This is a genomic window from Gemmiger gallinarum (assembly GCF_014982805.1).
GTDB classification, from domain to species: Bacteria; Bacillota; Clostridia; order Oscillospirales; family Ruminococcaceae; genus Gemmiger; species Gemmiger gallinarum.
In genome coordinates this window covers 39,011-62,539 of record NZ_JADCKC010000001.1, presented here as the reverse complement: position 1 = coordinate 62,539, position 23,529 = coordinate 39,011, and the positions used below count along the sequence as shown (strand labels likewise).

Below are 23,529 nucleotides of genomic sequence, written 5' to 3'. Positions count from 1 at the left end.
TTTTTGGCCGTCGGTTCCCGGCCAAGCGCCATTCTTTATACGTCGTGTTCACTCTTTTGCATGGGTGGTTCCTCCCCTTCCGGATTGGAAGAATCGGCATCGGCTGTCCGCCAGAACTGTTCAAGCGCGGCGCACAGTTCCCCGCAGCCGTACACCGGGGCAAAGTGCGACCAGTGGGGCGGCATCAGGCGGCGGTAATCCGGCGCAGAAAACCGGTCGTCGATGAGCAGGACCACTCCCCTGTCCTGCGGGGTCCGGATGACCCGGCCCGCAGCCTGGAGTACTTTATTCATGCCGGGATAGCGGTAGGCGTAATCAAAGCCGCTGCCCCGGGTGCGCTCAAAATAGTCCCGCAGCTGTTCCTGACGGGCGCCCACCTGAGGCAGACCGGGCCCCACCACCGCCGCACCGATGAGACGGCTGCCCGCCAGGTCCACCCCTTCCCCGAACACGCCGCCCAGCACCGCAAACCCCAGCAGCGACCGCGCCGGGTCGGGGGCAAACCGGGAGAGGAATTCTTCCCGGCCAGCCTCGTCCAGGGCACTCTGCTGGATGAGCACCGGGATATCCGGATAACGATCCGCAAAGGCGGCACGCACCTTGTCCAGATAGAGATAGCTGGGGAAAAAGGCAATATAGTTGCCGGTCCTGGCCTTCACCATCCCCGCCAGATAATCGGCCACCCGGGCGCAGGCAGCGTCCCTGTCCCGGTAGCGGGTGCTCACATCGCAGGCACAGTAGAGGGCAAAGTTCTGCTGGGGAAAAGGGCTTTTCAGTGCCACGGCCCGGGCGTCGGGCAGACCGCAGAGATCCTTATAATAGGAAGGGGGCGCCAGGGTTGCGGAAAACAGCACCCCCGCCCGTCCCAGAGCAAAATTCTGCTGAAGAAAAGCGCTGGGGTCCAGGCAGAGCTGGGTCAGGCGCACATCGCTGCCGAAGGCCGTGGCCTGTAACACAAAATGGTCGTCAAAGGTTTCTGCCACCCGCAGCCAGGCCCGCACGTCAAAGTAAAGCTGCAGGAGCGCTCCATGGGTCTCATCGGGGGTGCGGTGCTCATCCAGCCAGGCCTCCAGCGGCTCACACAGGCGGCTGAGCATCCGGTCCAGTTCCTCATCCCGATTTGGGCGGATGAGGGTTTTGGCGCTGCCTCCCTCCTTCTCGCAGCGATGACGCCATTCCAGCAGGGCATTGTTCACCTTCTGGAGCGCCGTCTTGAGGCGGCTTTTTCCTTTGCCCAAAAGCTTTTTGGCAGAGGTGAACTCACTTTTCAAAAGCGATTCTGTGTGCATGTCTCGGGCACGGTCGGGCAGGTTATGGGCTTCATCAATAAGGAAGAGGTAGTCCCCCGCCGACTCAAAGAACCGTTTGAGGCTGACCACCGGGTCGAACAGATAGTTATAATCCCCGATGATCACATCACACCACAGACTCAGGTCCAGCCCCATTTCAAAAGGACAGACGGTATGCTTTTTTGCTGCGTCGGTGAGGGTCTGGGCCGTGAGGGTGTCGGCGTCCAGCGTTTCCCACAGAGCCTCCCGGATACGGTCAAAGTAGCCGTTGGCATAGGGGCAGGCTTCCGGCGTGCATTCGTGGGTCTCGGTCAGACAGATCTTGTCTTTGGCAGTCAGGGTGATGCTGCGCAGCGTCAAACCGGGGTTTGCCTCGTGCAGGGCTACGATGGCGTTTTCCGCCGCCGCACGGGTGGTGCCCCGGGCGGTCAGGTAAAAGACCGGGCCGCCCTCCCCCATGGCCTTGAGGGCCGGGAACAGCACACTGATGGTCTTGCCGATGCCGGTGGGCGCCTGGCAGAGCAGCTGCCCGCCCTCCGCACAGGTATGATAGACCGCCGTCAGCATGGCCCGCTGACCAGGGCGGTAGCTGTCAAAGGGGAACCGCATGGCGGCAAGGCTTTCCCTGCGCGCATCCTTCCACCGGGCGGCACGCTGCGCCCAGGGGGCATACTGTTCCAACAGACCGGTGGCGATCTCCCTCAGCTGCTCCCGGGTATAGTCGTGGGAAAAGCGCAGGGTCAGTTCCTCATCGATCTGGTAATAGGTCAGCTGGACCCGCACGGTGGGCAGGTCGTTCTGTTCGGCATAGATATAGGCATAGACCTGGCCCTGAGCCCAGTGCTCGGGAGACTGTTCCCCCGTGATGGCGGTGGACGGCAGGGCGGTGGTCTTGATCTCGTCAATGGCGGTAATGCCGTCGGGGGCGGTAAAGATACCGTCGGCCCGGCCTTCGATGGTGTAATCCACCTGAGCGGCCGTGATCTGGTAGCGCAAAAACACCTCGGCTTTATAGTCGGGGTGTTCTGTGACGGCGGCGCGCTGCAGCTTGCGGTGCAGGCGCGCGCCTTCGTTTGCGCGGTCAAAGCCGGTGAAACGGTTGTCAATGCTGCCCCGGCGAAGCAAAAACTCCACCAGCTGCCGCACCGGCAATGTCAGCGACAATGGTTGCTGCTGTTCCAATCCCGTTTCCCTGCCTTTCCGGTTGTATGGTCCTTAGCTCTTTTACTTCTGGTCGAAAAGCTCGGCTTGCTGCCGGGCACGGATGGCGTCCACCGCCGCAAAGTCAGTGGCACGGATATAGTGCTTTTCCAGCTCATCGTGAATGCGCTTGGCCTCGGCCTGGGTCTGACAGGTCCGGGCAATCAGCTGGGAGGCAATACGCTTCTGGTACTGCAGCGGCCCCCTGCGGGCTGCCAGCATCTTTCCGTTCATAAAGCGGGCTGCGTGGATGTTTTTCTGTCCCGGGAAGTTCATGGTATGCCAGGTGTTGGAAGTCAGCACTGCAAGGCGCAGTTCCGGCAGAATCAGATGATCGATTCTGCGCTGGTCGGAAGCACAGCGGCAGACATAGGCTTCATATCCCGCCTGCCGTGCCCGGTCGGCCAGCTGTTTCAGCATACGGGCGGATGCGGCACCGTAGGCGTCGTGCACCACATAGATGGTGTCCGCCGCCTTTGTCACGGTATCCGCAAACACCGTGATGCCGCCGGGCGTGGGGGCGCTGAGCAGCCGGATACGCCGGGTGCCGGGTTTGCAGCCGCCCCGCCGGGGCATGAGACGGGCGGCCAGGCGGGCTGTAAAGCGATCCAGCTTTTCTGTGTCGAGGGCCTGGGCCGCATACTGGCGGCGGCGCTGCAAAAGGCCGCATGCCAGGGCAAAATCCGCCGCTGCCCGCTGCAGAAGTTCGGTGTTCTGATTGCCCAGCGCCAGCACCTCGGCGCTGTGTTCCTCCAGATAGTCGTTGTCCAGGGTATCGTAGAAGCTGACCACCCGCTCGGCAGCGCCGGGATATTTACAGTCCAGGGTATGGGGCGCGGTGGCATCGAGATACAGGGTGCCGTCGGGCAGCCGGACGCCGTCCAGACTGTCGGGATCGCTGGAACAGTGGATCTGTTCGATCATGGCGCCGTCGGGTGCGGTTTGGGCGCCTTTTTCCCCCATGCGGCGCATGAAGGTGGATTTGCCGCAGCCGGGTCCCGCCTTGATGAGGCGTGGTCTTGCACCGGGTTCGGCCGCAGCCTCGGCAAACCAGCCGGAGAAACCGGAGGGAGACAGCGCCCCCAGAAAGAAATCCAGAACAGGTGTATTTTGCATCAAAAACAGCCTCCTTTTTGCCCAAACAACGGGCACATCCCATCGTATGCGCAAAAGGCAGCTCCTGTCACCCCTGCCAAAACGCAGGCCGCCCGCCGCCTGAGCCAATCGGCACGGCAGCGGGCGGTTGAGCGTTATTCAGCGTCGGAATAGGTGTGGTCACAGACCTCATGAATCTTGTCCCGCAGGGCCACAAAGTCCCCGAAGGCCAGCGGCTTGTTGTTGGGGTTGCGCAGCAGCGCCGCCGGGTGCAGGGTCGCCATGAACAGAGTTCCCTGCTTGTCAAAGAACTTGCCGTGGTCTTTGGTGACCGAAAACTTGTGGTCGATCAGCTGCTGGGCAGAGATCCGGCCCAGGCAGACCACGATTTTGGGCCGCAGGATACGGAACTGCTCCCGCAGCCAGGGCATACAGGCCGCCGATTCCTCGGGCAGAGGGTCCCGGTTCTGAGGCGGGCGGCATTTGACAATGTTGGCAATGAAAATGTTTTTGTCCCGGCTGAGGCCGACAGCCTCCAGGTAACTGTCCAGCAGCTTGCCGCTGCGGCCCACAAAGGGCAGGCCCTGTTCATCCTCATTGGCGCCGGGGCCTTCGCCGATAAACATGACCTCGGCATTGGGCACTCCCTGGCCGAACACCACGTTCTGCCGCGTCTCGCACAGGCCGCAGCGGCGGCAGGCCAGACACTCCTGTTTCAGCGTTTCAAAATCCATGGTACTCCCTCACAGTCTTTGGACGCCGCTCAGCAGTCGGTGCAGGAGAAGGTGGTGTCGGCGTTGGGGTCCGCCACCTCATCGGGACAGGGCTTTTTGGGAGCGCGCAGCAGCGTGTAGGGCATAAGCTCCGTCTTGCAGGGAATGGTGTAGTGCATCATGGGATGCGGGGTGGCGCTGACCTCCTCCCCTGCCTCGTTTTTGATCCACTCGGGGGTGATGGGCACCGCGGTGCCGTCGGGCTGCAGCGCCTCAATGGTATCCCCCAGCAAAAAGCGTCCCCGCTGGGTGCAGCTGGCAATGCCGTTTTCCCAGGAATCCACCGTTCCGATGAAATCCCAGTCCCGCACATAGGTGTGGGAAGGCGTCTGCAGGGCCTGCTCCTTGCCGAAGTAGAAGCCCGGCGAGTAGTGGCGGTGGCTGGTGCGGCCCAGTTCGTCAATAACGTCGTCGGGCAGATCAAAGCTGTCCGACATGGGGTCCTTGAGATAGGCATCCAGAGCGCGGCGGTAGGCACTGGTCACCGACGCCACATAGTAGAAGGTCTTGGCCCGGCCCTCGATCTTGAGAGAGTCGATGCCCGCCTTGCAGATCAGATCAATAAACGGCGCGGTGCACAGGTCGTTGGCGTTGAGGATATAGCTTCCGCTGCCGGTCTCGCCGATCTCCATATACTGCCCGGGACGGCGTTCTTCCACCAGATAGTATTTCCAGCGGCAGGGCTGGGCACACTCCCCCCGGTTGCCGCTGCGGCCGGTCATATAGCTGGACAGCAGGCAGCGCCCTGAGACGCTCATGCACATGGCGCCGTGGACAAAGGCTTCCAGTTCCAGTTCAGGCGGAGTGTTGTCCCGGATCTGGGCGATCTCGGTGAGAGTGAGCTCCCGGGAGAGCACCACCCGCTTGGCTCCCAGGTGCCAGGCCGCCGTGGCCGCCGCATAGTTGGCGATGCCCGCCTGGGTGGAAAAGTGGATATCCACGTCAGGGGCGTATTTTTTGACCATCTCCACAACGCCCAGGTCCGCCACGATGAAGGCGTCCACCCCCGCGGCCGCCGCGTCGCGGATGGCCTGGGGCAGGCGGTCCAGTTCCTCATTGGTGGGCAGGGTGTTGAGGGTCAGATAGACCTTTTTGCCCCGGGCATGGGCAAAGATACAGCCCTCGGCCAGTTCCTCCGGGGTGAGGTTGACCGGTGCGGCCCGCATGCCGAACTCCGGCAGGGCGCAGTAGACGGCATCGGCGCCGAACAGCACCGCATATTTCAGTGTTTCAAGGTTGCCTGCCGGGGAAAGCAGTTCCGGCTGTGAAAGCATGGTGGTTCCTCCCTCATTCTGGTTGTGCTGCGGCGGATTACCAGCCCGCCTTTGCCACATTGGCCACGTGTTCGTCGGCGGTCTTGGCGTAGAAGTACTCGCCGGGATAGTCGCCGTTGGGGTTGCCGGTGACGAAGAAGTAGTAGCCTTCGTCGATATACTCCTGATCGGGGTTGAGGGCAGCCTCGATGGCAGCCTTGCCCGGGTTGGAGATGGCACCGGCAGGCAGACCGCTGATGCGGTAGGTGTCGTAAGCAGCCAGAACTTCCTCCGGGATGGCCCCGGCCTCCACCCAGCCCATATACTCGGCCATGGGAGAGTTCCACAGGTAGTTGTTGTCCGCGTCGTTGGTGATATAGCTGGAGGCGTTGGACTCGAGACGGTGGTCTGCCCACTGCGGGTCGTCGCTCTCGAGACGGTTATGGAAGCAGGCGGAGACTTTGTAATCCTCCGATTCCAAACCGGCTTCCTCCTGAATGAAGGAGGCCAGGATCACCGCGTCGTCGATGGAGTTGATGCAGTCGTCCGGGTTGGCGTCGATCTGATCGGTCAAGCCGGAAATGACCTTCTGGAACTGGTTGTAGAAGGTGCGGACGTAGTTTTCGATGGTGTCGTCCTCAAAGAATTCATAGGTTTCCGGGAAGAGATAGCCCTCACACCGGAGCAGACGGCCCTCATTGTCGGGGATCTGGTTCCAGAAATCGTAGTCGCTGAAGTCGGCCACAGCCTCGCTGCCGTCCTTCTCGGTGTACGCATCGCCGTTGGCGCAGGCCAGGAAGTCGGACGCCGTGCACAGACCGTTTTCTTCCATCAGCTGTGCGATGGCCACAGCAGTATAGCCTTCGGGGAAGGTCACGGTCACCGTCTTGCGGAACACCCGCTGCTGAGACAGCTGCTGCAGAATGTCATTGTAGGACATGCCGGAACGCAGGGTGATCTCGCCGGGCTGCAGGTCACCGGCTTTGCCGCTGTACTGGGCATAGGCACGGAACAGCCACTCATGCTCGACGATGCCGGCCTTGGCCAGCTGACGGGCGATCTGATTTGCGTTGGCCCCCTCCTCAATGGTGACGGTCACCTCATCCCCCAGGGAACCGGTGCGGCCACCCACCTCATTGTAAAGCTGAAGCACCTGCCAGCCGGCAGCAACCACCAGCGCCAGGAACACCACAATAATAATGAGCGCAATGGGGAAGCGACGGCGGCGGGGCCTTTCCTCCTCCTCATCGTCGTAATCCTCGTATTCCGGCTCGGGATCGGGTTCCGGTTCGGGAGCAGGCTGCGCTGCTGTCCGGCGTTTTGCCATATCCTCCGCGGAGGGCTGCGGCGTACTTGGGCGCCCCTGTGCACCGGAAGGCTGTCCGCTCTGATTTCTCTGAATCCTCATGGTTTTACACTCCTTTAGGCAGGGCCCGCATCACAACAGCAGGCGAAAATAAACGTCCGACAACGGAAAAGGCTTTTGCAGAAAACGGATCATGCCGTACCCGCAGCGCTTGCCCGCCCCCAGAAACAGGGACTGATTTTCCGTCAAAAGCAGCTGCGCATGGGTGCAGCCGGTGCGTTCTCTTGCAGCTTCCAGCAGGATATCGGCCGAATGGTCGTTGTCTGCCTGAAGCTCGATAAATTGCAGAAGGTCCTCCCGGACAAAATAGATGCCGTAGCCCCGCTGGTTGGCCACAATGGTGGCGCCGCGGTGATACAGTTGGGAGACCACCTCATTCATGCTGGTCTCGGGCAGGGTGATGCAGCCCGGCTGATAACGAAGCCTTGTCTCCATCAGGCGGTGCACCGTCATGGTGTCGAACTCCGCCCGGGCCCACAGATTGTGATTGATGGGACGATTGAGCACCCGCATGGCAAAGGCATCCTTGAATTCCAGCTTTCGCAGGCGGGCCGCCGCCCGGGATGCCTCCGGCACCACCACGGCAAATTCATAGCCGCTGGCAGCATACGCCCGGATACAGCCATCCAGCAGGTGGGTCATCAGTCCCCGGCCGCGATACTGCGGCCGCGTGGCCATGCCGCAGAACCAGATGCCCCGCCGCCCCGCCGTCTCCACCGGAACGGCACACAGCATGGAGACGGGCGGCGCCGTTTTTTCTCCGCCGGGCAGTTCCACCAGCAGAATGTTATCCGGTCCGACAATGTTTTTCAGCCACCCCGCGATCTCGGTCCGGCTGCCGCCGTATGCCTCGTGACGAAAGTCCGTCAGCATCTCGAGATCCGCGTCCGTTGCTTTGCGCAGCATGGGCACCTTCCTTTCTGCCCCGCGGCAGGGCTTTGTCCGCCATTACAGCAGGTCTTCGATCTCGTGAAGAATCCGGTCGTGGATCGTCTCCACCGGCAGCATCTCCCGGACACCGTTTTGCACCTCGGTGCATTCGATGCGCCGCCAGCCCAGGGTTCTGGCACAATACTCGGCGGCCGCCCGGGAACGGGCCATATACTCGGTGTCTTTTTCCTGAATGTCCTTTTTGCTCTCATCTCCGTGATAGCGCTTGGACATGAGCTGCTGGGACACCTCCGGGTCCACCGCCAGGTAGATCACCCGGTCGGGCGCGGGGATGCCGATCTTGTTGTACTCAAAGTCAAACAACCAGTTCAAAAAGGAATCCCACTGTTCCGGCGGCAGCTTGGAGCACTGATGCACCGCGTTGCTGGTGGTGTACCGGTCGGAAATGACCAGCCCGCCGCTGCGGTAAAACTCCCCCCAGTTGGTTTTATAGCTGGCGTAGCGGTCCACCGAAAAAAAGCTCGACGCCGCGTAGGCGTTGACGTCGTCCGGTCTGTCGCCGAATTTTCCGGCCAGGTACATCCGCACCAAGGCCGAGGAGTCGCTGGCGTAGTCCGGGAAGGTGACCTTGCGCAGGGTCTTTCCCTGCTCCGTCAGACTCTTTGCCAGAAGTTCGGCCTGCGTCCCCTTGCCGGAACCGTCCAAGCCTTCCATGATAATGAGTTTACCCATTTTGCAGCGCCTCTTGTTTGAGTTTTGCGTATTTGTCCCGCACCTCGAGCATCTTACCGCAGTTCATGCCGCCCTCCGGGCAGGGGCCCGTCAGGCAGCGAGGACCTGCCTGGGCAAAGATATGGGGAGCCAGCGGCAGCACAAGACGCAGCATCTCGTCCGCCACGGCGCGGATCTCCCACTGAGCGCGGTTGCAGCAGCGCAGGTTGAAGAAGTTGATGAGGCTGCGGCAGTTCATGGTCATGACCATCTTGGTCTCGCAGGCGTTGGGCAGCACAAAGCGGGCGTCCTCATTGGCCTGCTTGGAGGCTTTGGCCCGGGCTTTTTTCTCGTCCAGGCCTTCCGCCATCAGGCGGGCGGTGTGGGCATCCTCCAGGCTTTTGACCAGTTCCAGATACTTGGCTGCATCCAGGTTCATGGCCTCGATGAATTTGGCCTTTGCCTCGGGGATGCACTCGATCTCGGGCGGGATGACATAGCGGAAGTCCTCCAGCCGGACATAGCGCTGGCTCTGGACACTGAAGCTGGCAATGCGGTGGCGGGTGACCTGCGCCAGAAAGGTGCGGGAGACCCCCTCGATGCCGAAGGTGAAGCTGGCGTGTTCAATGGGGCTGGCATGGCCGAAGTCCGACAGCTTCTGCAGAAAAGCCGCCGTCTTTTCGGGAGTGAGGCCTTCCATAAGGGTTTCGATGTGAGCATCGGAGTAGCAGAGCTTGGCAGCCGCCGCCACCGTCTTTTCGGGATCGTTGGTATGTGCAATGAGTGTGACAAGCATGATGGTTCCTCTTTATGTAGCCGCAGGGCCGCGCTCCATTGGCAGCGGCCCGCAGGGCGTGTATTTATTCCTCGACCTTTTGCAGGGGGGCATAGTTGGCCATGGTCTTTTTGACGCCCACACGGTCGAACTGAATTTCGACAATGCAGTCTCCCGCCACCGGCGTGACCTTGAGCACCTTGCCCCGGCCGAACACCTTATGATCCACCAGGTCCCCGGGGGCAAAGCCCGCTGCCTTTTTGGGCTTGGGTGCCGACTGGTTCTGCAGGGAGGCCAGGGACGAGGTCCCCGCCCCGGCCGCCCGGGCCGGTGTGCCCGAATGATGGTTGGTGCGGCCATAGCCTGCACCGAAACCGGAGGACGGAATGCTGTGGCGGCCGCCCTCAAAGTTGGGGCTTTCGTGGCCGCCGCTGACCGAGAATCCGCTCTTGAAGCCTCCCCGGGAGGAATAACCCGCCCCGAAACCTCCGGCCGAACGGTTGTACTCGCTGTTGAGGTAGCCGCGGGAGGCACCGGAGTAACCGCTGCGCCCGCCGGGAACGTTATAACTGTAGCTGCCGTAGCCCGCGCCAAAGCCGCTGCTGTATTCCAGCTCGGGATTCTCGGTGGCATCCAGCAGGTCGGGAGGCAGCTCGTCCAGGAAGCAGGACGGCTGGTTGCGCTGGGTCCGGCCGAACATCATACGGCTGCGGGCCGAGGAGAGGAACAGCTCCTTCTTGGCGCGGGTGATGCCCACGTAGCAGAGGCGGCGTTCCTCCTCCATATCCTCCTCGTTGTAGCGGGAGAGCTCCCCGGGGAAGATGCCGTCCTCCATGCCGATGATGAACACATAGGGGAATTCCAGGCCCTTGGCCGAGTGCAGTGTCATCATGACCACCGCATCGGTGTTTTCATCGTAGGAGTCCAGGTCGCTGATGAGGGCGACTTCCTCCAAAAAGCCCGAGAGGGTGGCGTCCTCGCCGTTCTGGTCGGCGTAGGTCTTGATGGAGGACACCAACTGGCCCAGGTTCTCCAGACGGGTCTGCCCCTCCTCCCCCTGGGCCTTGAGCATAGCTTCATAGCCGGTCTTAGCAATGACCTCGCCCATAAAGTCGTCCAGGGCCATGGAGGTGGACTTTTCGCACAGATCCCGGTACATGGCATAGAAGCCGTTCAGTGCTCCCGCTGCACGGCCCAGGGCGGGATAGCGCTCGGTGTGGGCGATGACTTCCATCATGGGGACGCCGTCCGCCGCAGCCAGCTCACCGATCTTTTCAATGGTGGTATTGCCGATCTTTCGGGCGGGCTCATTGATGATCCGGCGCAGACGAACGTCATCCCGAGGGTTGACAATGACCGCCAGGTAGGAGTTGATGTCCTTGACTTCCTTGCGGTCAAAGAAGCGCTGGCCGCCCACAATGCGGTACGGAATGCCCGCACGGGCGAAGTAAGTTTCCACGGGGTTGGACTGAGCGTTCATTCGGTAGAGCACCGCATGGTCCCGCAGGGCGGCACCCTCCCGCAGATGCTCGCCGATGATCTCGGCAATGTGGCTGGCCTCGTCCTGCTCGTTGGTTGCAGTGTAGTGGTGAATCTTGGCGCCGTCGCCGTTCTCGGTCCAGAGGGTCTTGCCCTTGCGGCCGTTGTTGTTCCTGATGACACTGTTGGCGGCGTTCAGGATGTTGGCGGTGGAACGGTAATTCTGCTCCAGACGGATGGTCCTGGCGCCGGTGAAATGCTGCTCGAAGCTGAGGATGTTCTCGATGGTGGCGCCGCGGAACCGGTAGATGGACTGGTCGTCATCACCGACCACGCAGACATTGTTGTAGCCGCCGCCCAGCAGCCGCACCAGATGGAACTGGGCCACGCTGGTGTCCTGATACTCGTCCACCAGAACATAACGGAATTTCTGCTGGTAATACTGGCGGGCCTCGGCATCGGTTTTGAGCATCTGGACCGTGTGGTAGATCAGGTCGTCGAAATCCATGGCCCCGTTATCCCGCAGGCGCTTGGCGTAAGCGGTGTAGAGCTTGGAGACCAGTGCCGCCTTGGTGTTGGCGGCGGGCTGGGAAGCCACATCGGCGGGCGACAGGAGCTTGTCCTTGAAGCCGCTGATTTGAGCAATGGCCGACTTGACCGGCAGGAACTTGTCGTCAATCATCAGTTCCTTATAGATCAGCTTCATGACCCGCTGCTGGTCGTCGGAATCGTAGATGGTGAAGCTGCGGGGAAAGCCGATGCGCTCGGCGTCCCGGCGCAGAATCCGCACACAGGCGGAGTGGAAGGTGGAGGCGTTGACATCGCCGCCCACCGTCTCCCCCAGCATGGCCTTGAGGCGCTCCTTCAGCTCCCCTGCCGCCTTGTTGGTGAAGGTGATGGCCAGCACGTTCCAGGGGCGGGCGGGATGCACCGACAGCCGCCGCTCGATAGTGGAGGGCAGATCACTGCCCGTCTGCACGGCGTGGCGCAGGGCTTCCATCTCGCTGGTGGAGAGGCCGCCTTCCGGCATCTCCCGGGAGCCGTAGGCCGCGCCGAACCGGATGATGTTGGCAATGCGGTTGACCAGCACGGTGGTCTTGCCGCTGCCCGCGCCCGCCAGAATCAGCAGGGGACCTTCCGTGGTGAATACGGCCTGCCGCTGCACATTGTTGAGCCGGGGAAAGCGCGCCGAAATATACTGGTCGCGCAGAGAAAAATAATCGTTGGTACGTGTATCGGACATGTGTGATTCGTTCCGTCCTCTCAGGGTCTCGGGGTGATGCGGACCGGATGAAACCGTCCGCCGGAAAGGCCGTTCCGATGCTCAGCTCAGCGCCGGATGCCTGAAATCGCTATTCAGCTCAGTATAGCATAAATCACGCCCGGAGAAAAGGCTCCGGGCGCGATTTACAGTTGTAACTTTTGTGAGGCAAATTTCATTTGCCAGCCGTGGGGCCTGCCCGGGATTTTTCCCGCAGGGCACGGGCTCCTGCCCCCACCAGCAACCCCAAAAGTACCGCGGCAAAGGGGTAAACCAGGACAGCAACCCCCACCGGCGCAATGTTGGTGATGCCCAGCGCCGTGGAAAGCGAGGTAGTAACCAGGATATGCAGCCCGTACAAAGCGGGCAGCAAAATCAGGGCACCCCACCGCCGGGGGCCGGATTCTTTCCTCCAGCCGATGGCAACTGCTGCCGCCAGAGTTGCCAACGGCAGCAGGATCAGCATTGCCAGAATGCCGTAACCCATGATCCATCCCCCGCCGCCCATGCCAAGCCAGTACCAGGCGGCGCAGAACACCCAGACGGGCAGATAAAGCTTGAGCCACAGCCATCGGCCCCGGGATTGTTTCGGGGAGGGTGTGGGATTGTCCGGATGTGCGGTCATGGGAGGCACCTCCTTTGGCATGGATGCAGGGCAATGTGCATTCCGGGTAACCCGGATTTTTACAGGATGGGATGCCAGACCTTGGGTGTGGCGTCCCGGAAGCCTGCCGTCAGCTGGGAGCCCATGGACAGACTGGCCGCCGTGCCCCGGGCCACACAGTTGAGGGGATCGGGGGCGATGGCCACGTTGACATGCAGGATACCGGCCAGATAACCGGGCAGGCCCCGCAGCATGGAGCCGCCGCCGGTCAGCAGCACGCCGGTCTGGGAGACATCGGCGGCCAGCTCAGGCGGAGTGCTTTCCAGAACGCCGCGGGCTGCCGTGGCAATGCGGGCCACCAGCTCCCGCACCGGTTCGTACAGGTCCCGGGTATAGACGATCTGGCGGGCGGGCAGGTTGGTCTGCCAGGAATGCCCCCGCACCTCCATGACGCCCTCAAAGTCATTGCCGGAGCAGCTGGCCACCTGCTTTTTCAGCTGTTCTGCCGTGGCGGGGCCGATGGCCAAGCCGTACTTTTCCTGCACGCACTGGGCGATGCAGTTATCGAATGCGTTGCCTGCCACCGGAACGCTGGCTGCCCGGACACGGCCGCCCATGCTGATGACCGCAATGTCGGTGGAGCCGCCGCCGATGTCGATGACCATACAGCCCCGGGGCTGGCGGATATCCAGTCCCGCCCCCAGGGCTGCTGCCACCGGCTCATCCACCAGGTAGACCTGGCGTGCCCCCGCCGACATGACCGCCTCCACCACCGCGTCTGCCTCCACGCCGGTGATGGCCGCAGGAACACAGACCGCCACCCGGGGACGGCGGATGCGGGAACGGCAGACCTCATTGATGAAGCGCACGATCAGCTCATGGGTCATGCGGTGATCCTGAATGACGCCGTCCCGCAGCGGGCGGATCAGCTCAATATAGGAGGGCACCCGTCCCACCATGCGCAGGGCCTTGTCCCCCACCGCCACAATGGACCCGGTACGGGTATCCACCGCGCCGATGCTGGGCTGGGAAAACACCACGCCCTGTTTTTCGGTGGCAATGATGATGGAGGTCGTCCCCAGATCAATGCCGATGTCCTGCTGCTTCATATCTGATCTCCTTGTTATTTGGTAATGCTGAGAGGCGGTCTTCCTCCACCGCCAGACTGACGGCAAACACATCCGCCGCGCCGCCGTCATACAGGGCCTTTGCACAGGCCGAGACCGTCGCCCCGCTGGTGATGATGTCATCCACCAGCAGGACCCGCCGCCCCGCAATGGCCGGATAATCGCACACGACATAACCCTTTTTTCGGTTCCGCAGGCGGTCGGCCAGATCCAGGCCCTTCTGGGGCTCCATTTTTCGGGTCGGGCGCAGCGCCCGGCTGACCGGAAGGCCGAGTATTTTTCCCAGCCGCCGGGCAATCTGTTCCGGGATTCGAAGTCCTTTTTCCTCCCCCAGGCGCGGCGGCACCGGGACGATGCAGTCAAAAGGCTGCAGGGTTGGCACCCCCAGATAGACCGGCAGCCGTCCCGTTTTTTCCGCCGGTTCCAACGGGAACAGCCGCAGCGCTGCCAGATCGGTCAGCTCCCGGATATACCAGATCTGACCATGCAATTTGCATCGCAAAATGGCCTGCCGGATTTCTCCTGCATAATAGTAGGCACTGGCTGCCCCCGCCACGGCGTAAAAGCAATGCTCGGTGGCGGGAAGGCGAGGCGGCATATGGCGCAGCTGCTCCTCTTTGGCCGCACAGGCCGGGCAAAGCAGACCATCGACAACGTCGCGGCCCAATACCCTATCACACAGCGGACACCGCCGCGGAAAACACAAGAGCGTAACGGTCTCCCATACGCTGCGCAGCGCCTTGAATATCATTTTGCGCCCTGTGCCGGTTTGAGGAAATACCGCAGACCGCTGAACCGCAGGTTCTGGCGGACATTATCCACCATGGTGCGCTCAGTCCGGCTGCTGCCCACCAGCACGCAGAGCCTGCGGGCACGGGTAACCCCGGTATACAGCAGATTCCGGTAACAGAGGCGCGCCGGGACATCGGCGGCAGGCAGAACCACCGCCGGAAACTCGGAGCCCTGGCTCTTGTGCACCGTCACCGCGTAGGCCGGTTCCAGCTCGGACAGCTGATCCGCCATATAGGTGTAGCGGCGGTCATCCATCTGCACCGTGACGGTGCGGTTTTCGGTATCCACCGCCGTCACGATGCCCATATCCCCGTTGTAGGCGCCCACGCCGGCCTCGGCGCCGTTGCGCTCATAGGTGATATCGTAATCATTTTTAATCTGCATGACCTTGTCGCCCAGGCGCAGCACACGCCCGCCGTCCGACGAGCCGATCTGCGGCTTGCCGGGCCCCGGCGGATTGAGCAGCTCCTGCAGGCGGCGGTTGAGCTCCACACTGCCGGTGGGGCCCACCTTGGTGGGACAGAGCACCTGAATGTCCCGCACCGGGTCAAAGCCGTAGGCTTGGGGCAGCCGTGTGGCCACCAGGTCGCAGACCAGGCGCTGGCAGGCCAGTCCCATCGACTCGATCATGAAGAAATCGTCGTCCCGGCCGCCTTTCTGGGGCATCTGGCCGTTGACGATGCGGTGGGCGTTACGCACGATCAGGCTCTGCCCGGCCTGGCGGAACACCTGGTTCAGCCGCACGGTGGGCAGGGTCCCGGCGCGCAGGATCTCCCCCAGAATATTGCCGGGGCCCACGCTGGGCAGCTGGTCCGCATCCCCCACCAGCACAATGCGGCAGGAGGGTCTCAGCGCCGCCAGCAAGGCCTGAAACAGCTTGACATCCACCATGCTCACCTCGTCCAGAATGACCACATCGCACTTCAGAAGATTTTTTGCGTTGTGAATGAACCGCAGCGTTCCGGATGTATAATCCACCTCCAGAAGCCGGTGGATGGTGGAGGCCTTATGCCCGGTCAGCTCGCTCAGCCGCTTGGCTGCACGGCCGGTAGGGGCACAGAGGGACACCCGGTCATAGGATGCCTCATACAGCGACAAAATCGCGTTGACGGTGGTGGTCTTGCCGGTGCCGGGGCCGCCGGTGAGCACCATGATGCGGGAGGACAGCGCCAGACGGATGGCATCCTTCTGCAAAGGGGCATAGGTCACCCCCTGGGCAAACTCCAGCACCCGGATGTCGCTGTCCAGCGTCTTGGGCGGCTCGGTGGGATAGCTGGCCAGCTCCCGCAGACGGGCGGCGATGTCCTCCTCGGCGGTGAGAAGGTCGGGCAGATAGATATACTCGGTGCCGTCGAAGGTCCGCGCCCTCAGCTCATCCGAGGCCAGCAGACCTTCCAGGCCTTCCTCCACCCGGTCGGGTTCCAGCCGGAGAAAGCGTGCCGTGCTCTCCAGCAGTTTTGCCCGGGGCAGACAGGTGTGACCGTTGCCCGCATTGTGGCGCATGGCATACAAAAGGCCTGCCCCCACCCGCAGGCGGTCGTCCAGCTCAAAGCGCAGGCGGGCCGCAATGGCATCCACCTGGCTGAATTTCAGGTTGAGAGGGTCCCCGCATAAAAGATAGGGGTTATCCTGCAGAATGGTGACGGCGTTGGCGCCGAAACTGCGGTAGAGCTCCACGGCGTTCTGAGCCGACAGGCCGAACCCCGCCGCCCAGGCCACCACCTCCCGCACGCCGTACATCCGCTTGAACTCCTTGGAGATGGCTTCCGCCTTGTCCGGCGTGATGCCCCGGATGGCACACAGCTGCTGGGGGCTCTCGGCAATGACGGTGAGGGTGTCGTCCCCGAATTTGGCCACGATCTTTTTGGCGGTGGACGGCCCGATATAGGGCAGCGCCCCGCTGGAAAGGTAGCTCAGGGTGGCGGCCGTATCCTGGGGCAGGGACGCCTCGCAGGTCTCGGCACGGAACTGCTCGCCATAGTTGGGGTGGGTGGTCATATGCCCGTACACCACCACCGACATGCCGTTGTCCACGCTGCCCACATTGCCCGCCACCACAATGTCGGTGCCCTGAGCATCCACCTCGAACACCGCGTAGCCGGTTTCGGGGTTTTCGTAGATCATATGCTCCACAACGCCTTCCAGCTTCTGCAGCTCCTGGGTGTTCTGCGTACCGTTTCCGGCCATAGGGCGGGCCTCCTTCCCGGGGATTGCCCCGCAGGGTTTCCCTGCCATGGGTACAATCCTCCAAAATACGTTATACATTATAACGGAATCGACAAGGTTTGGCAAATGCCGACACCAACGGAGAGTGCTTGCATGGTTCCGCCGGCTGTGATAGCATAAATATACAGTTTTTATGAAAGGAGTGCGCGTTCTGCCGCGCAGACGCTACCATGGAGATCCGTATTTGCAAAACCGATGAACAGCTTGCCCAGCTGGCCCGGCTGGCCAACGAGATCTGGCACGAATATTTCGCCGGTCTGCTCTCCCCCGAGCAGATCGACTACATGGTACAGATGTACCAGAGTCCGGACGCCCTGACCCGGGCGGTGCGGCGGGAAGGCTACACCTATTTTCTCGGCTATGAGGGCGACGACCTGGTGGGGTACTGCGGCGTCAAACCCGACGGCGACCGGCTGTTTTTGAGCAAGCTCTATCTGCGCAGCGACATGCGCGGCAAACATCTCTCTTCCCTGCTGCTGGCCCGCGCCGTGGAGCTGGCCCGCACCGAAGGCAAACGCGCTGTCTATCTGACCTGCAACAAATACAATGCCCACAGTCTGGACGTTTACCACGCCAAAGGGTTCAAAGATGTGGATGCCGTGGTAACCGACATCGGCCACGGTTTTGTGATGGACGATTACATTTTGCAGCTGGATCTGTGACCGGGCTGTGCAAAGATGTTCCGACACAAAAAGGCAGCCCACTGCGGAAAGCTTTCCGTAATGGGCTGCCTTTTTGTGATCATGCTGTTTTTCAGAGCTGCCGGAATGCCTCACGGCTCCTTCTCAGAGATAGAGCACACGGCCTTCTTTGCGGTCCGCTGCGGGACGGGTGCCGTCGGGTGCGGCATAGCCCAGAATGCAGTTGCCTACTCCGTAGTAGACCTCCGGGTCCAGGCCCCACTGCCCCAGCAGTTCCTTGCCCCGGGGAGAATCGAACATTTCCTTTGCGCGGTGAATCCAGCAGGATGCCAGGCCGATGCTCTCGGCGGCCAGCATCATGTTGCCGATGACCAGGCTGCCGTTTTCCAAAGAGGTATGTACGTCCCGGCGGGCCAGCACCACCAGCACCGTGGGTGCGCCGTAGAAGGGATCGCTGTCGGTGCCCATGATGGAGGCGTTCATACGGGACAGCTCATCCCGCAGCGCCTTGTCCTGCACCGCCACAATGACCGGGTCCTGAGAGCCCCGGCCGGATGCCGCCCACAGCCCGGCATCGATGACGGTATCCAGGCTGTCCCGGTCCAGCTGCCGGTCCTGATAGGCCCGGCAGCTGCGGCGGGTGTGAATGGTCTTGAGTGTATCATTTGTCTGCATAAAAACAGCCTCCCTTGCAGAGTAATGTGTGGACAGAACTTGCTTTCCGGTCCTATTATAACACAGTTTGCTTCCGCCGGGATATGCTGCGGTGGGTGCAAGCCCCAGAAAATGGCGGTTGTAACCAAAAGTTTTCGATATTTTTTTATCAATTTTGCCGTTTCATACATTGCGGTTTTGTAGGGATTACGGTATACTATCCATAGTACCAAATTAAATTGGAGTACAAGGAGGTTTTTTCCGATGAAAAACATCGATCTGACCAAATACGGCATCACCGGCACTACCGAGGTCGTATACAATCCTTCCTACGAGACTCTGTTCGAGGAAGAGACCAAGCCCGGCCTGGAAGGCTATGAAAAGGGCCAGGTCAGCGAGCTCGGCGCTGTCAACGTCATGACCGGTATCTACACCGGCCGCTCCCCCAAGGACAAGTTCATCGTCATGGACGAGAACTCCAAGGACACCGTGTGGTGGACCTCCGAGGGCTACAAGAACGATAACAAGCCCGCTTCCAAGGAAGCATGGGATGCCTGCAAGGCACTGGCCATCAAAGAGCTGTCCAACAAGAAGCTGTACGTGATGGATGTCTTCTGCGGCACCAACAAGGACACCCGCATGGCCATCCGTTTCATCATGGAAGTGGCATGGCAGGCTCACTTCGTCAAGAACATGTTCATCCAGCCCACCGCTGAGGAACTGGAGAACTTCGAGCCCGACTTCATCTCCTACAACGCTTCCAAGGCCAAGGTGGAGAACTACAAGGAGCTGGGCCTGAACTCCGAGACTGCCGTTGTCTTCAACATCACCAGCCGTGAGCAGGTCATTCTGAACACCTGGTACGGCGGCGAGATGAAGAAGGGTATGTTCTCCATGATGAACTACTACCTGCCGCTGAAGGGCATTGCTTCCATGCACTGCTCCGCCAACACCGATATGAACGGCGAGAACACCGCTCTGTTCTTCGGTCTGTCCGGCACCGGCAAGACCACCCTGTCCACCGACCCGAAGCGTCTGCTCATCGGCGACGACGAGCACGGCTGGGACGACAACGGCGTCTTCAACTTCGAGGGCGGCTGCTACGCCAAGGTCATCAACCTGGACAAGGAGTCCGAGCCTGACATCTACAACGCCATCAAGCGCAACGCTCTGCTGGAGAACGTCACTCTGGACGAGCACGGCAAGATCGACTTCAACGACAAGAGCGTCACCGAGAATACTCGTGTGTCCTACCCCATCGACCACATCGAGAAGATCGTCCGCCCCGTTTCCGCCGGCCCCGACGCCAAGAACGTCATCTTCCTGTCCGCCGACGCTTTCGGCGTTCTGCCCCCGGTCTCCATCCTGACCCCCGAGCAGACCGAGTACTACTTCCTGTCCGGCTTCACCTCCAAGCTGGCCGGCACCGAGCGCGGCATCACCGAGCCCACTCCCACCTTCTCTGCCTGCTTCGGCCAGGCCTTCCTGGAGCTGCATCCCACCAAGTACGCTGAGGAGCTGGTCAAGAAGATGCAGAAGTCCGGCGCCAAGGCTTACCTGGTCAACACCGGCTGGAACGGCACCGGCAAGCGTATCTCCATCAAGGATACCCGCGGCATCATCGACGCCATCCTGGACGGCTCCATCCTGAAGGCCGATACCAAGACCATCCCCTACTTCAACTTCGAGGTTCCCACCTCTCTGCCCGGCGTCGATCCGAAGATCCTCGACCCTCGCGACACCTACGCCGATGCTGCCGAGTGGGATGCCAAGGCAAAGGATCTGGCTTCCCGCTTCCAGAAGAACTTCGTCAAGTACGAAAGCAACGAAGCCGGCAAGGCTCTGGTTTCCGCTGGTCCTCAGCTGTAAGCCTTGTGCCCAGTCAGGCTATCGTCTGACTGCCTGAAGTTCATTCGGTAATACACCACCGCCCCGCTTTTCAGACTGTGCGTCTGTGAGCGGGGCGGTTTTGTCTGCCGGAATATAACGCTACGCCAAAAGCCCCGACTGCTTTTTTCGCAGCCGGGGCTTTTATTTTGCTTTCATTCAAATCTTTTATGTGTGTATGATACAGGCCAAACGGAGGATGCACCGACAGACCCGTTGTGCTGTCAGTGTGCACCGCCTGCCATCTTTCGGAGTTCTTCCATCTGTGTTGCCCGTTCATTGGGCAGGCGACCGTCTATCACATCGTCCAGCAGCCTTTGCAGGGCCTCCCCCACCGCCGGGCCGGGACGGATACCGGCAGCCAATGCGTCGCCGCCCCCTACCTTGAGTCCTCTCAGGGTATAGCAGCCGGTTCTGGCCAGGGTGTGCATCCGCTGTGCAAAGCGGCGAACCTCCTGTTCCCGCGCCTCCACCGCCGGCTTGCGGGCATGGGCTGCCAGGTCGGCCAGCTTGACAGTGCACAGGCGTTCCAGCCAGACCTCGCCGTGTCTGGCCAGCATCCGCAGAATCGCCGGGTCGTTGTCCGGCAGAGGACCATCATGAACGGCAATGAGTCCGCAGGCTTCCAGCCTTACCACCGTAGGGGCATGCAGGCGCTGCAGGATCCTGTCGGCAAGCTGCGCCCCCCGCTGGTTATGGCCCGGAAAATGGGCCGCACCATCCGATCCCACCGTGCGGCAGAGAGGCTTTGCCATATCGTGCAGAAGCATTGTCCAGCGGAGAATCCGGGCGTTTTCCGGCGCAAGGTCCCGGGGCAGCGCCCCCACTGCGGCGGCAGTGTGATGCCAGACATCGTAGCAATGCCAGCGTCCAGGCTGGGTGCAGCCGATGCATGCCTGAATCTCCGGCAGGGCTCCTGCCAGAATGGGGCCGAACTCGGCGAGCACACGTCCTGCCGCCGGGCCGGCCAGCAGCTTTTCCATCTCGGTGAAGATACGCTCCGGGGAGACGGTCTGCACGCTGTCCCGCAGGGCAAGAGCCGCCTGCGCGGTGGCCGCATCAATGGAGAAATCCAGCTGAGAGGCAAACCGAACCGCCCGAAGCACCCGAAGGGCATCCTCGGCAAAGCGTTGGCAGGGTTCCCCCACACAGCGGATCACCCGGGCCGTCAGGTCTGCCCGGCCGCCAAAGCAATCCACCAGACCTGACGCCGGATTATAGGCCATGGCATTGACGGTAAAATCCCGCCGTGCCAGATCCCCTTCCACCCTGGGCACAAAATGCACCGCCTCGGGGTGACGGTGGTCGGCATAGGCCCCGTCCTCCCGGTAGGTGGTGATCTCATAGGCCTTTTTGCCGCAAAGTACCGTGACGGTACCGTGCTTCATGCCGGTCAGTACCTGCCGGCAGTCGGAAAAGATTTTCCGCGTCTGCTCCGGCGTGGCGGAGGTACAGATGTCCCAGTCCCCCGGGACAATGCCCAGCAGGCTGTCCCGCACGCATCCGCCCACCACATAGGCCGTATGCCCGGCTGCTTCCAGTCTGGCCAGCAGCGAGGCAACCACCGGCGGCAGCGCAATGGAAACTCGGTCCGGCATGATTATTCACCGAACTGCCACTGCTCGCCCAAATCCACCACACAGGCGATGCAGTCGCCTTCCGCCTGCAGGGCCTCCACCTTCTGCCGGGCCGTCTCTGCGTCGGGCATCCATGTCACAAGAAAGAAGTTCTCTGCCGGGACGCCGTAATATACCCAGGCACCGTCGGCACGGACCAGATCCTCGATGTGGTCCAGCTGCTCTCCGTCCACCAGTCCCTGGCCTTCCTCGGCATAGATCATTTCCGGCTGAATCTGGATGGAGGTGATCACGTTGATGCTGCTGGTAATATAAGTATCCCGGTCCGTCGCCTGCTCTCCGGCCCGCCAGGCACTGGCAAAGGCTTTGATCAGCAGCTCCCGGACTTCCAGCATGGAATCTCCCACAGTATACATAAAAAGTTCCCCCTCTTCAGTTTTTACGTGTAACAGTATAACGCAAAACCGCCGTTCTGCCCATAGTGTTTCGGCGGTTACCGCTTGGCAGAGGATTTTTTCTCCCTTCCGGCAGGATTTTGCGTCTTTTTACGGTTTTGTATTGACCTTCCACCAACTGGAACAGGTATAATGAGGTCAAAGAAAAGGCATGGCGAAGGGTACGCCGGGCACGCCGTCAAAGACCGGTCGCCCCTGCAACAGCTACTTCCGGTTTTCTTTCAGCTGACGCACCGTCTCTTTCAGTTCCTCATACTCCTGCTGCTTGAGCCAGACGCGGTAACCTGAGCAGGGAGCCAGCACAACCAGGCAGCCGATCATGACATAACTGCAGACCTTGATAACCTCGGTATCGATGTCGCCGAGCAGGGAGACGCCCATGACTATTATCGCCAGGGTCCAGACTGTAAGGGCGATCACGCTGCCCCAAAAAGCAATTTTCTTCATCCGTCATCCCTCCTTGTCTTGGATGCCATGCCCGTTGTTCAAATTATATCACATCCATCCCCCGCGTGAAACACTTTTGCAGGAGGAGGCCTTCCCCGGAAAGGAGAATCTTTTATGAACATCAAACAGGCCGAGGCAGAAACCGGCATTTCCCGCCGCAACATCCGTTTTTATGAAGCGCAGGGCCTGCTCCGCCCCCAACGCAATGCCGACAACAGCTACCGGGAGTACACCGATGAGGACATCCGCACCCTGAAGCTGATTCGAATGCTGCGCATGACAGATATGCCCCTTGAAGAGATCCGCGGTATTCTTTCAGGCAGTTGTCCCCTGTCCATCACTGCCGCCCGGCACAAGGAGCGCCTCATTCGCCGCCAGGAGGAACTGCTGGGCGCCATTCGGCTGTGCGACGGGCTGCAGGGACAGCAGATTCAGACACTGGACATCGACCAGGTGCTGGCCCGAGCCGCTGCACCGCAAAAAGAAGGCGGTGGATTTTTCACCGGCTGGATCAACGACTACAAAGAATTTGCCAAGGCACAGCACGAACTGCGCTTCACTTTTTTCCCCGACGGCGCGGTCACCACGCCCCAGGAGTTTTCCGAAGCACTGTTTGCCTATGCCAAAGAACACGGCCTGGATCTGGTCGTCACAAAGGAAAGCATGTATCCGGAGTTCACCATTGACGGTGTGCCCTTTACCGCCCAGCGCAACTATACCCACGTGCAGGGCTTTCCTGTAGCATCCATTCTGTGTACGGCAGTGGACATGGACGCTCTGCTGCCACCCGCCAGTCCTCTCAAACGTCTGGGCCAGCGTGTCTTCAGTTTGTGCCTGCCTGTGGTGCTGTCGCTGATTCTTGCGGTTTACATTTGGTCCGCCAGCGATGCTGCCAGCCGGCAGGAGCCGGGCTTCTGGGTGATTGAGATTTCCCTGCTGGTCCTCGGCGCGGTGATCTCGGTCCGCAACTACTACCTTGCCTTCAATGAAAACGGAAAGCGCGGACAAGACCCCAAATCCTGACGA

Annotated in this window: 20 protein-coding genes; 3 read left to right on the top strand and 17 right to left on the bottom strand. The window is 61.1% G+C overall.

Annotated elements, in window-relative coordinates:
* Positions 1-35: 35 nt before the first annotated feature.
* From INF35_RS00295 to recD2, 13 genes are all read right to left on the bottom strand, one after another.
* On the bottom strand, positions 36-2,471 hold the full coding sequence (locus INF35_RS00295; protein WP_235983064.1) for an ATP-dependent DNA helicase: 2,436 nt from the start codon (positions 2,469-2,471) through the stop codon (positions 36-38).
* Between the two features lie 42 nt (positions 2,472-2,513).
* Positions 2,514-3,605: a hypothetical protein gene (locus INF35_RS00290; protein ID WP_193499599.1), complete on the bottom strand. Its 1,092-nt coding sequence runs from the start codon at positions 3,603-3,605 to the stop codon at positions 2,514-2,516.
* A 134-nt stretch (positions 3,606-3,739) separates the two neighbouring features.
* Entirely contained in the window at positions 3,740-4,318 is a 579-nt protein-coding gene (locus INF35_RS00285; RefSeq protein ID WP_193499598.1) for a uracil-DNA glycosylase, read from the bottom strand.
* Positions 4,319-4,347: 29 nt separating this feature from the next.
* Complete coding sequence (locus INF35_RS00280; RefSeq protein WP_193499597.1) at positions 4,348-5,631, bottom strand: peptidase U32 family protein; 1,284 nt, start codon at positions 5,629-5,631, stop codon at positions 4,348-4,350.
* A 37-nt stretch (positions 5,632-5,668) separates the two neighbouring features.
* On the bottom strand, positions 5,669-7,018 hold the full coding sequence (gene mltG / locus INF35_RS00275; protein ID WP_235983063.1) for an endolytic transglycosylase MltG: 1,350 nt from the start codon (positions 7,016-7,018) through the stop codon (positions 5,669-5,671).
* Positions 7,019-7,048: 30 nt separating this feature from the next.
* Positions 7,049-7,882: a GNAT family N-acetyltransferase gene (locus tag INF35_RS00270; protein ID WP_193499596.1), complete on the bottom strand. Its 834-nt coding sequence runs from the start codon at positions 7,880-7,882 to the stop codon at positions 7,049-7,051.
* Positions 7,883-7,924: 42 nt separating this feature from the next.
* On the bottom strand, positions 7,925-8,599 hold the full coding sequence (locus INF35_RS00265) for a dTMP kinase (protein WP_193499595.1): 675 nt from the start codon (positions 8,597-8,599) through the stop codon (positions 7,925-7,927).
* A complete protein-coding gene (gene thyX, locus INF35_RS00260; protein ID WP_193500485.1) occupies positions 8,592-9,377 on the bottom strand; it encodes an FAD-dependent thymidylate synthase in 786 nt (261 codons plus the stop codon). Before thyX ends, INF35_RS00265 begins: the two co-directional genes overlap by 8 nt.
* Before the next feature lie 61 nt (positions 9,378-9,438).
* On the bottom strand, positions 9,439-12,075 hold the full coding sequence (locus INF35_RS00255) for an ATP-dependent helicase (RefSeq protein WP_193499594.1): 2,637 nt from the start codon (positions 12,073-12,075) through the stop codon (positions 9,439-9,441).
* 193 nt (positions 12,076-12,268) lie between these two features.
* Complete coding sequence (locus INF35_RS00250; protein WP_193499593.1) at positions 12,269-12,718, bottom strand: hypothetical protein; 450 nt, start codon at positions 12,716-12,718, stop codon at positions 12,269-12,271.
* A gap of 59 nt (positions 12,719-12,777) precedes the next feature.
* The gene (gene mreB, locus INF35_RS00245; protein ID WP_193499592.1) at positions 12,778-13,806 is read right to left on the bottom strand and encodes a rod shape-determining protein; all 1,029 of its coding nucleotides are present in this window, start codon (positions 13,804-13,806) and stop codon (positions 12,778-12,780) included.
* Positions 13,781-14,422, bottom strand: a complete 642-nt coding sequence (locus INF35_RS00240; protein ID WP_193499591.1) for a ComF family protein — start codon at positions 14,420-14,422, stop codon at positions 13,781-13,783. The genes mreB and INF35_RS00240 overlap by 26 nt, the downstream gene beginning before the upstream one ends.
* Before the next feature lie 149 nt (positions 14,423-14,571).
* Positions 14,572-16,803, bottom strand: coding sequence for an SF1B family DNA helicase RecD2 (gene recD2, locus INF35_RS00235; protein WP_193499590.1), 2,232 nt, complete (start codon positions 16,801-16,803; stop codon positions 14,572-14,574).
* 209 nt (positions 16,804-17,012) lie between these two features.
* Between recD2 and INF35_RS00230 the strand changes: the two genes are divergently transcribed.
* A complete protein-coding gene (locus tag INF35_RS00230; RefSeq protein ID WP_193499589.1) occupies positions 17,013-17,504 on the top strand; it encodes a GNAT family N-acetyltransferase in 492 nt (163 codons plus the stop codon).
* 123 nt (positions 17,505-17,627) lie between these two features.
* Here INF35_RS00230 and INF35_RS00225 read toward each other — a convergent pair whose 3' ends face one another.
* Entirely contained in the window at positions 17,628-18,158 is a 531-nt protein-coding gene (locus INF35_RS00225; protein WP_193499588.1) for a nitroreductase, read from the bottom strand.
* Positions 18,159-18,401: 243 nt separating this feature from the next.
* On the opposite strand from INF35_RS00225, the gene pckA reads away from it, so the two are divergent.
* A complete protein-coding gene (pckA, locus tag INF35_RS00220) occupies positions 18,402-20,006 on the top strand; it encodes a phosphoenolpyruvate carboxykinase (ATP) (protein ID WP_193499587.1) in 1,605 nt (534 codons plus the stop codon).
* Positions 20,007-20,248: 242 nt separating this feature from the next.
* On the opposite strand, the gene INF35_RS00215 is transcribed toward pckA, so the two are convergent.
* The 3 genes from INF35_RS00215 to INF35_RS00205 form a co-directional block, all read right to left on the bottom strand.
* Positions 20,249-21,622 carry a CCA tRNA nucleotidyltransferase gene (locus tag INF35_RS00215; protein WP_193499586.1) on the bottom strand — a complete coding sequence of 458 codons (1,374 nt, stop codon included), beginning with the start codon at positions 21,620-21,622 and terminating at the stop codon, positions 20,249-20,251.
* Positions 21,623-21,624: 2 nt separating this feature from the next.
* The gene (locus INF35_RS00210; RefSeq protein ID WP_193499585.1) at positions 21,625-22,017 is read right to left on the bottom strand and encodes a hypothetical protein; all 393 of its coding nucleotides are present in this window, start codon (positions 22,015-22,017) and stop codon (positions 21,625-21,627) included.
* A gap of 243 nt (positions 22,018-22,260) precedes the next feature.
* Positions 22,261-22,503, bottom strand: a complete 243-nt coding sequence (locus INF35_RS00205; protein WP_193499584.1) for a hypothetical protein — start codon at positions 22,501-22,503, stop codon at positions 22,261-22,263.
* Between the two features lie 114 nt (positions 22,504-22,617).
* On the opposite strand from INF35_RS00205, the gene INF35_RS00200 reads away from it, so the two are divergent.
* Complete coding sequence (locus INF35_RS00200; RefSeq protein WP_193499583.1) at positions 22,618-23,526, top strand: MerR family transcriptional regulator; 909 nt, start codon at positions 22,618-22,620, stop codon at positions 23,524-23,526.
* Positions 23,527-23,529: the final 3 nt, after the last annotated feature.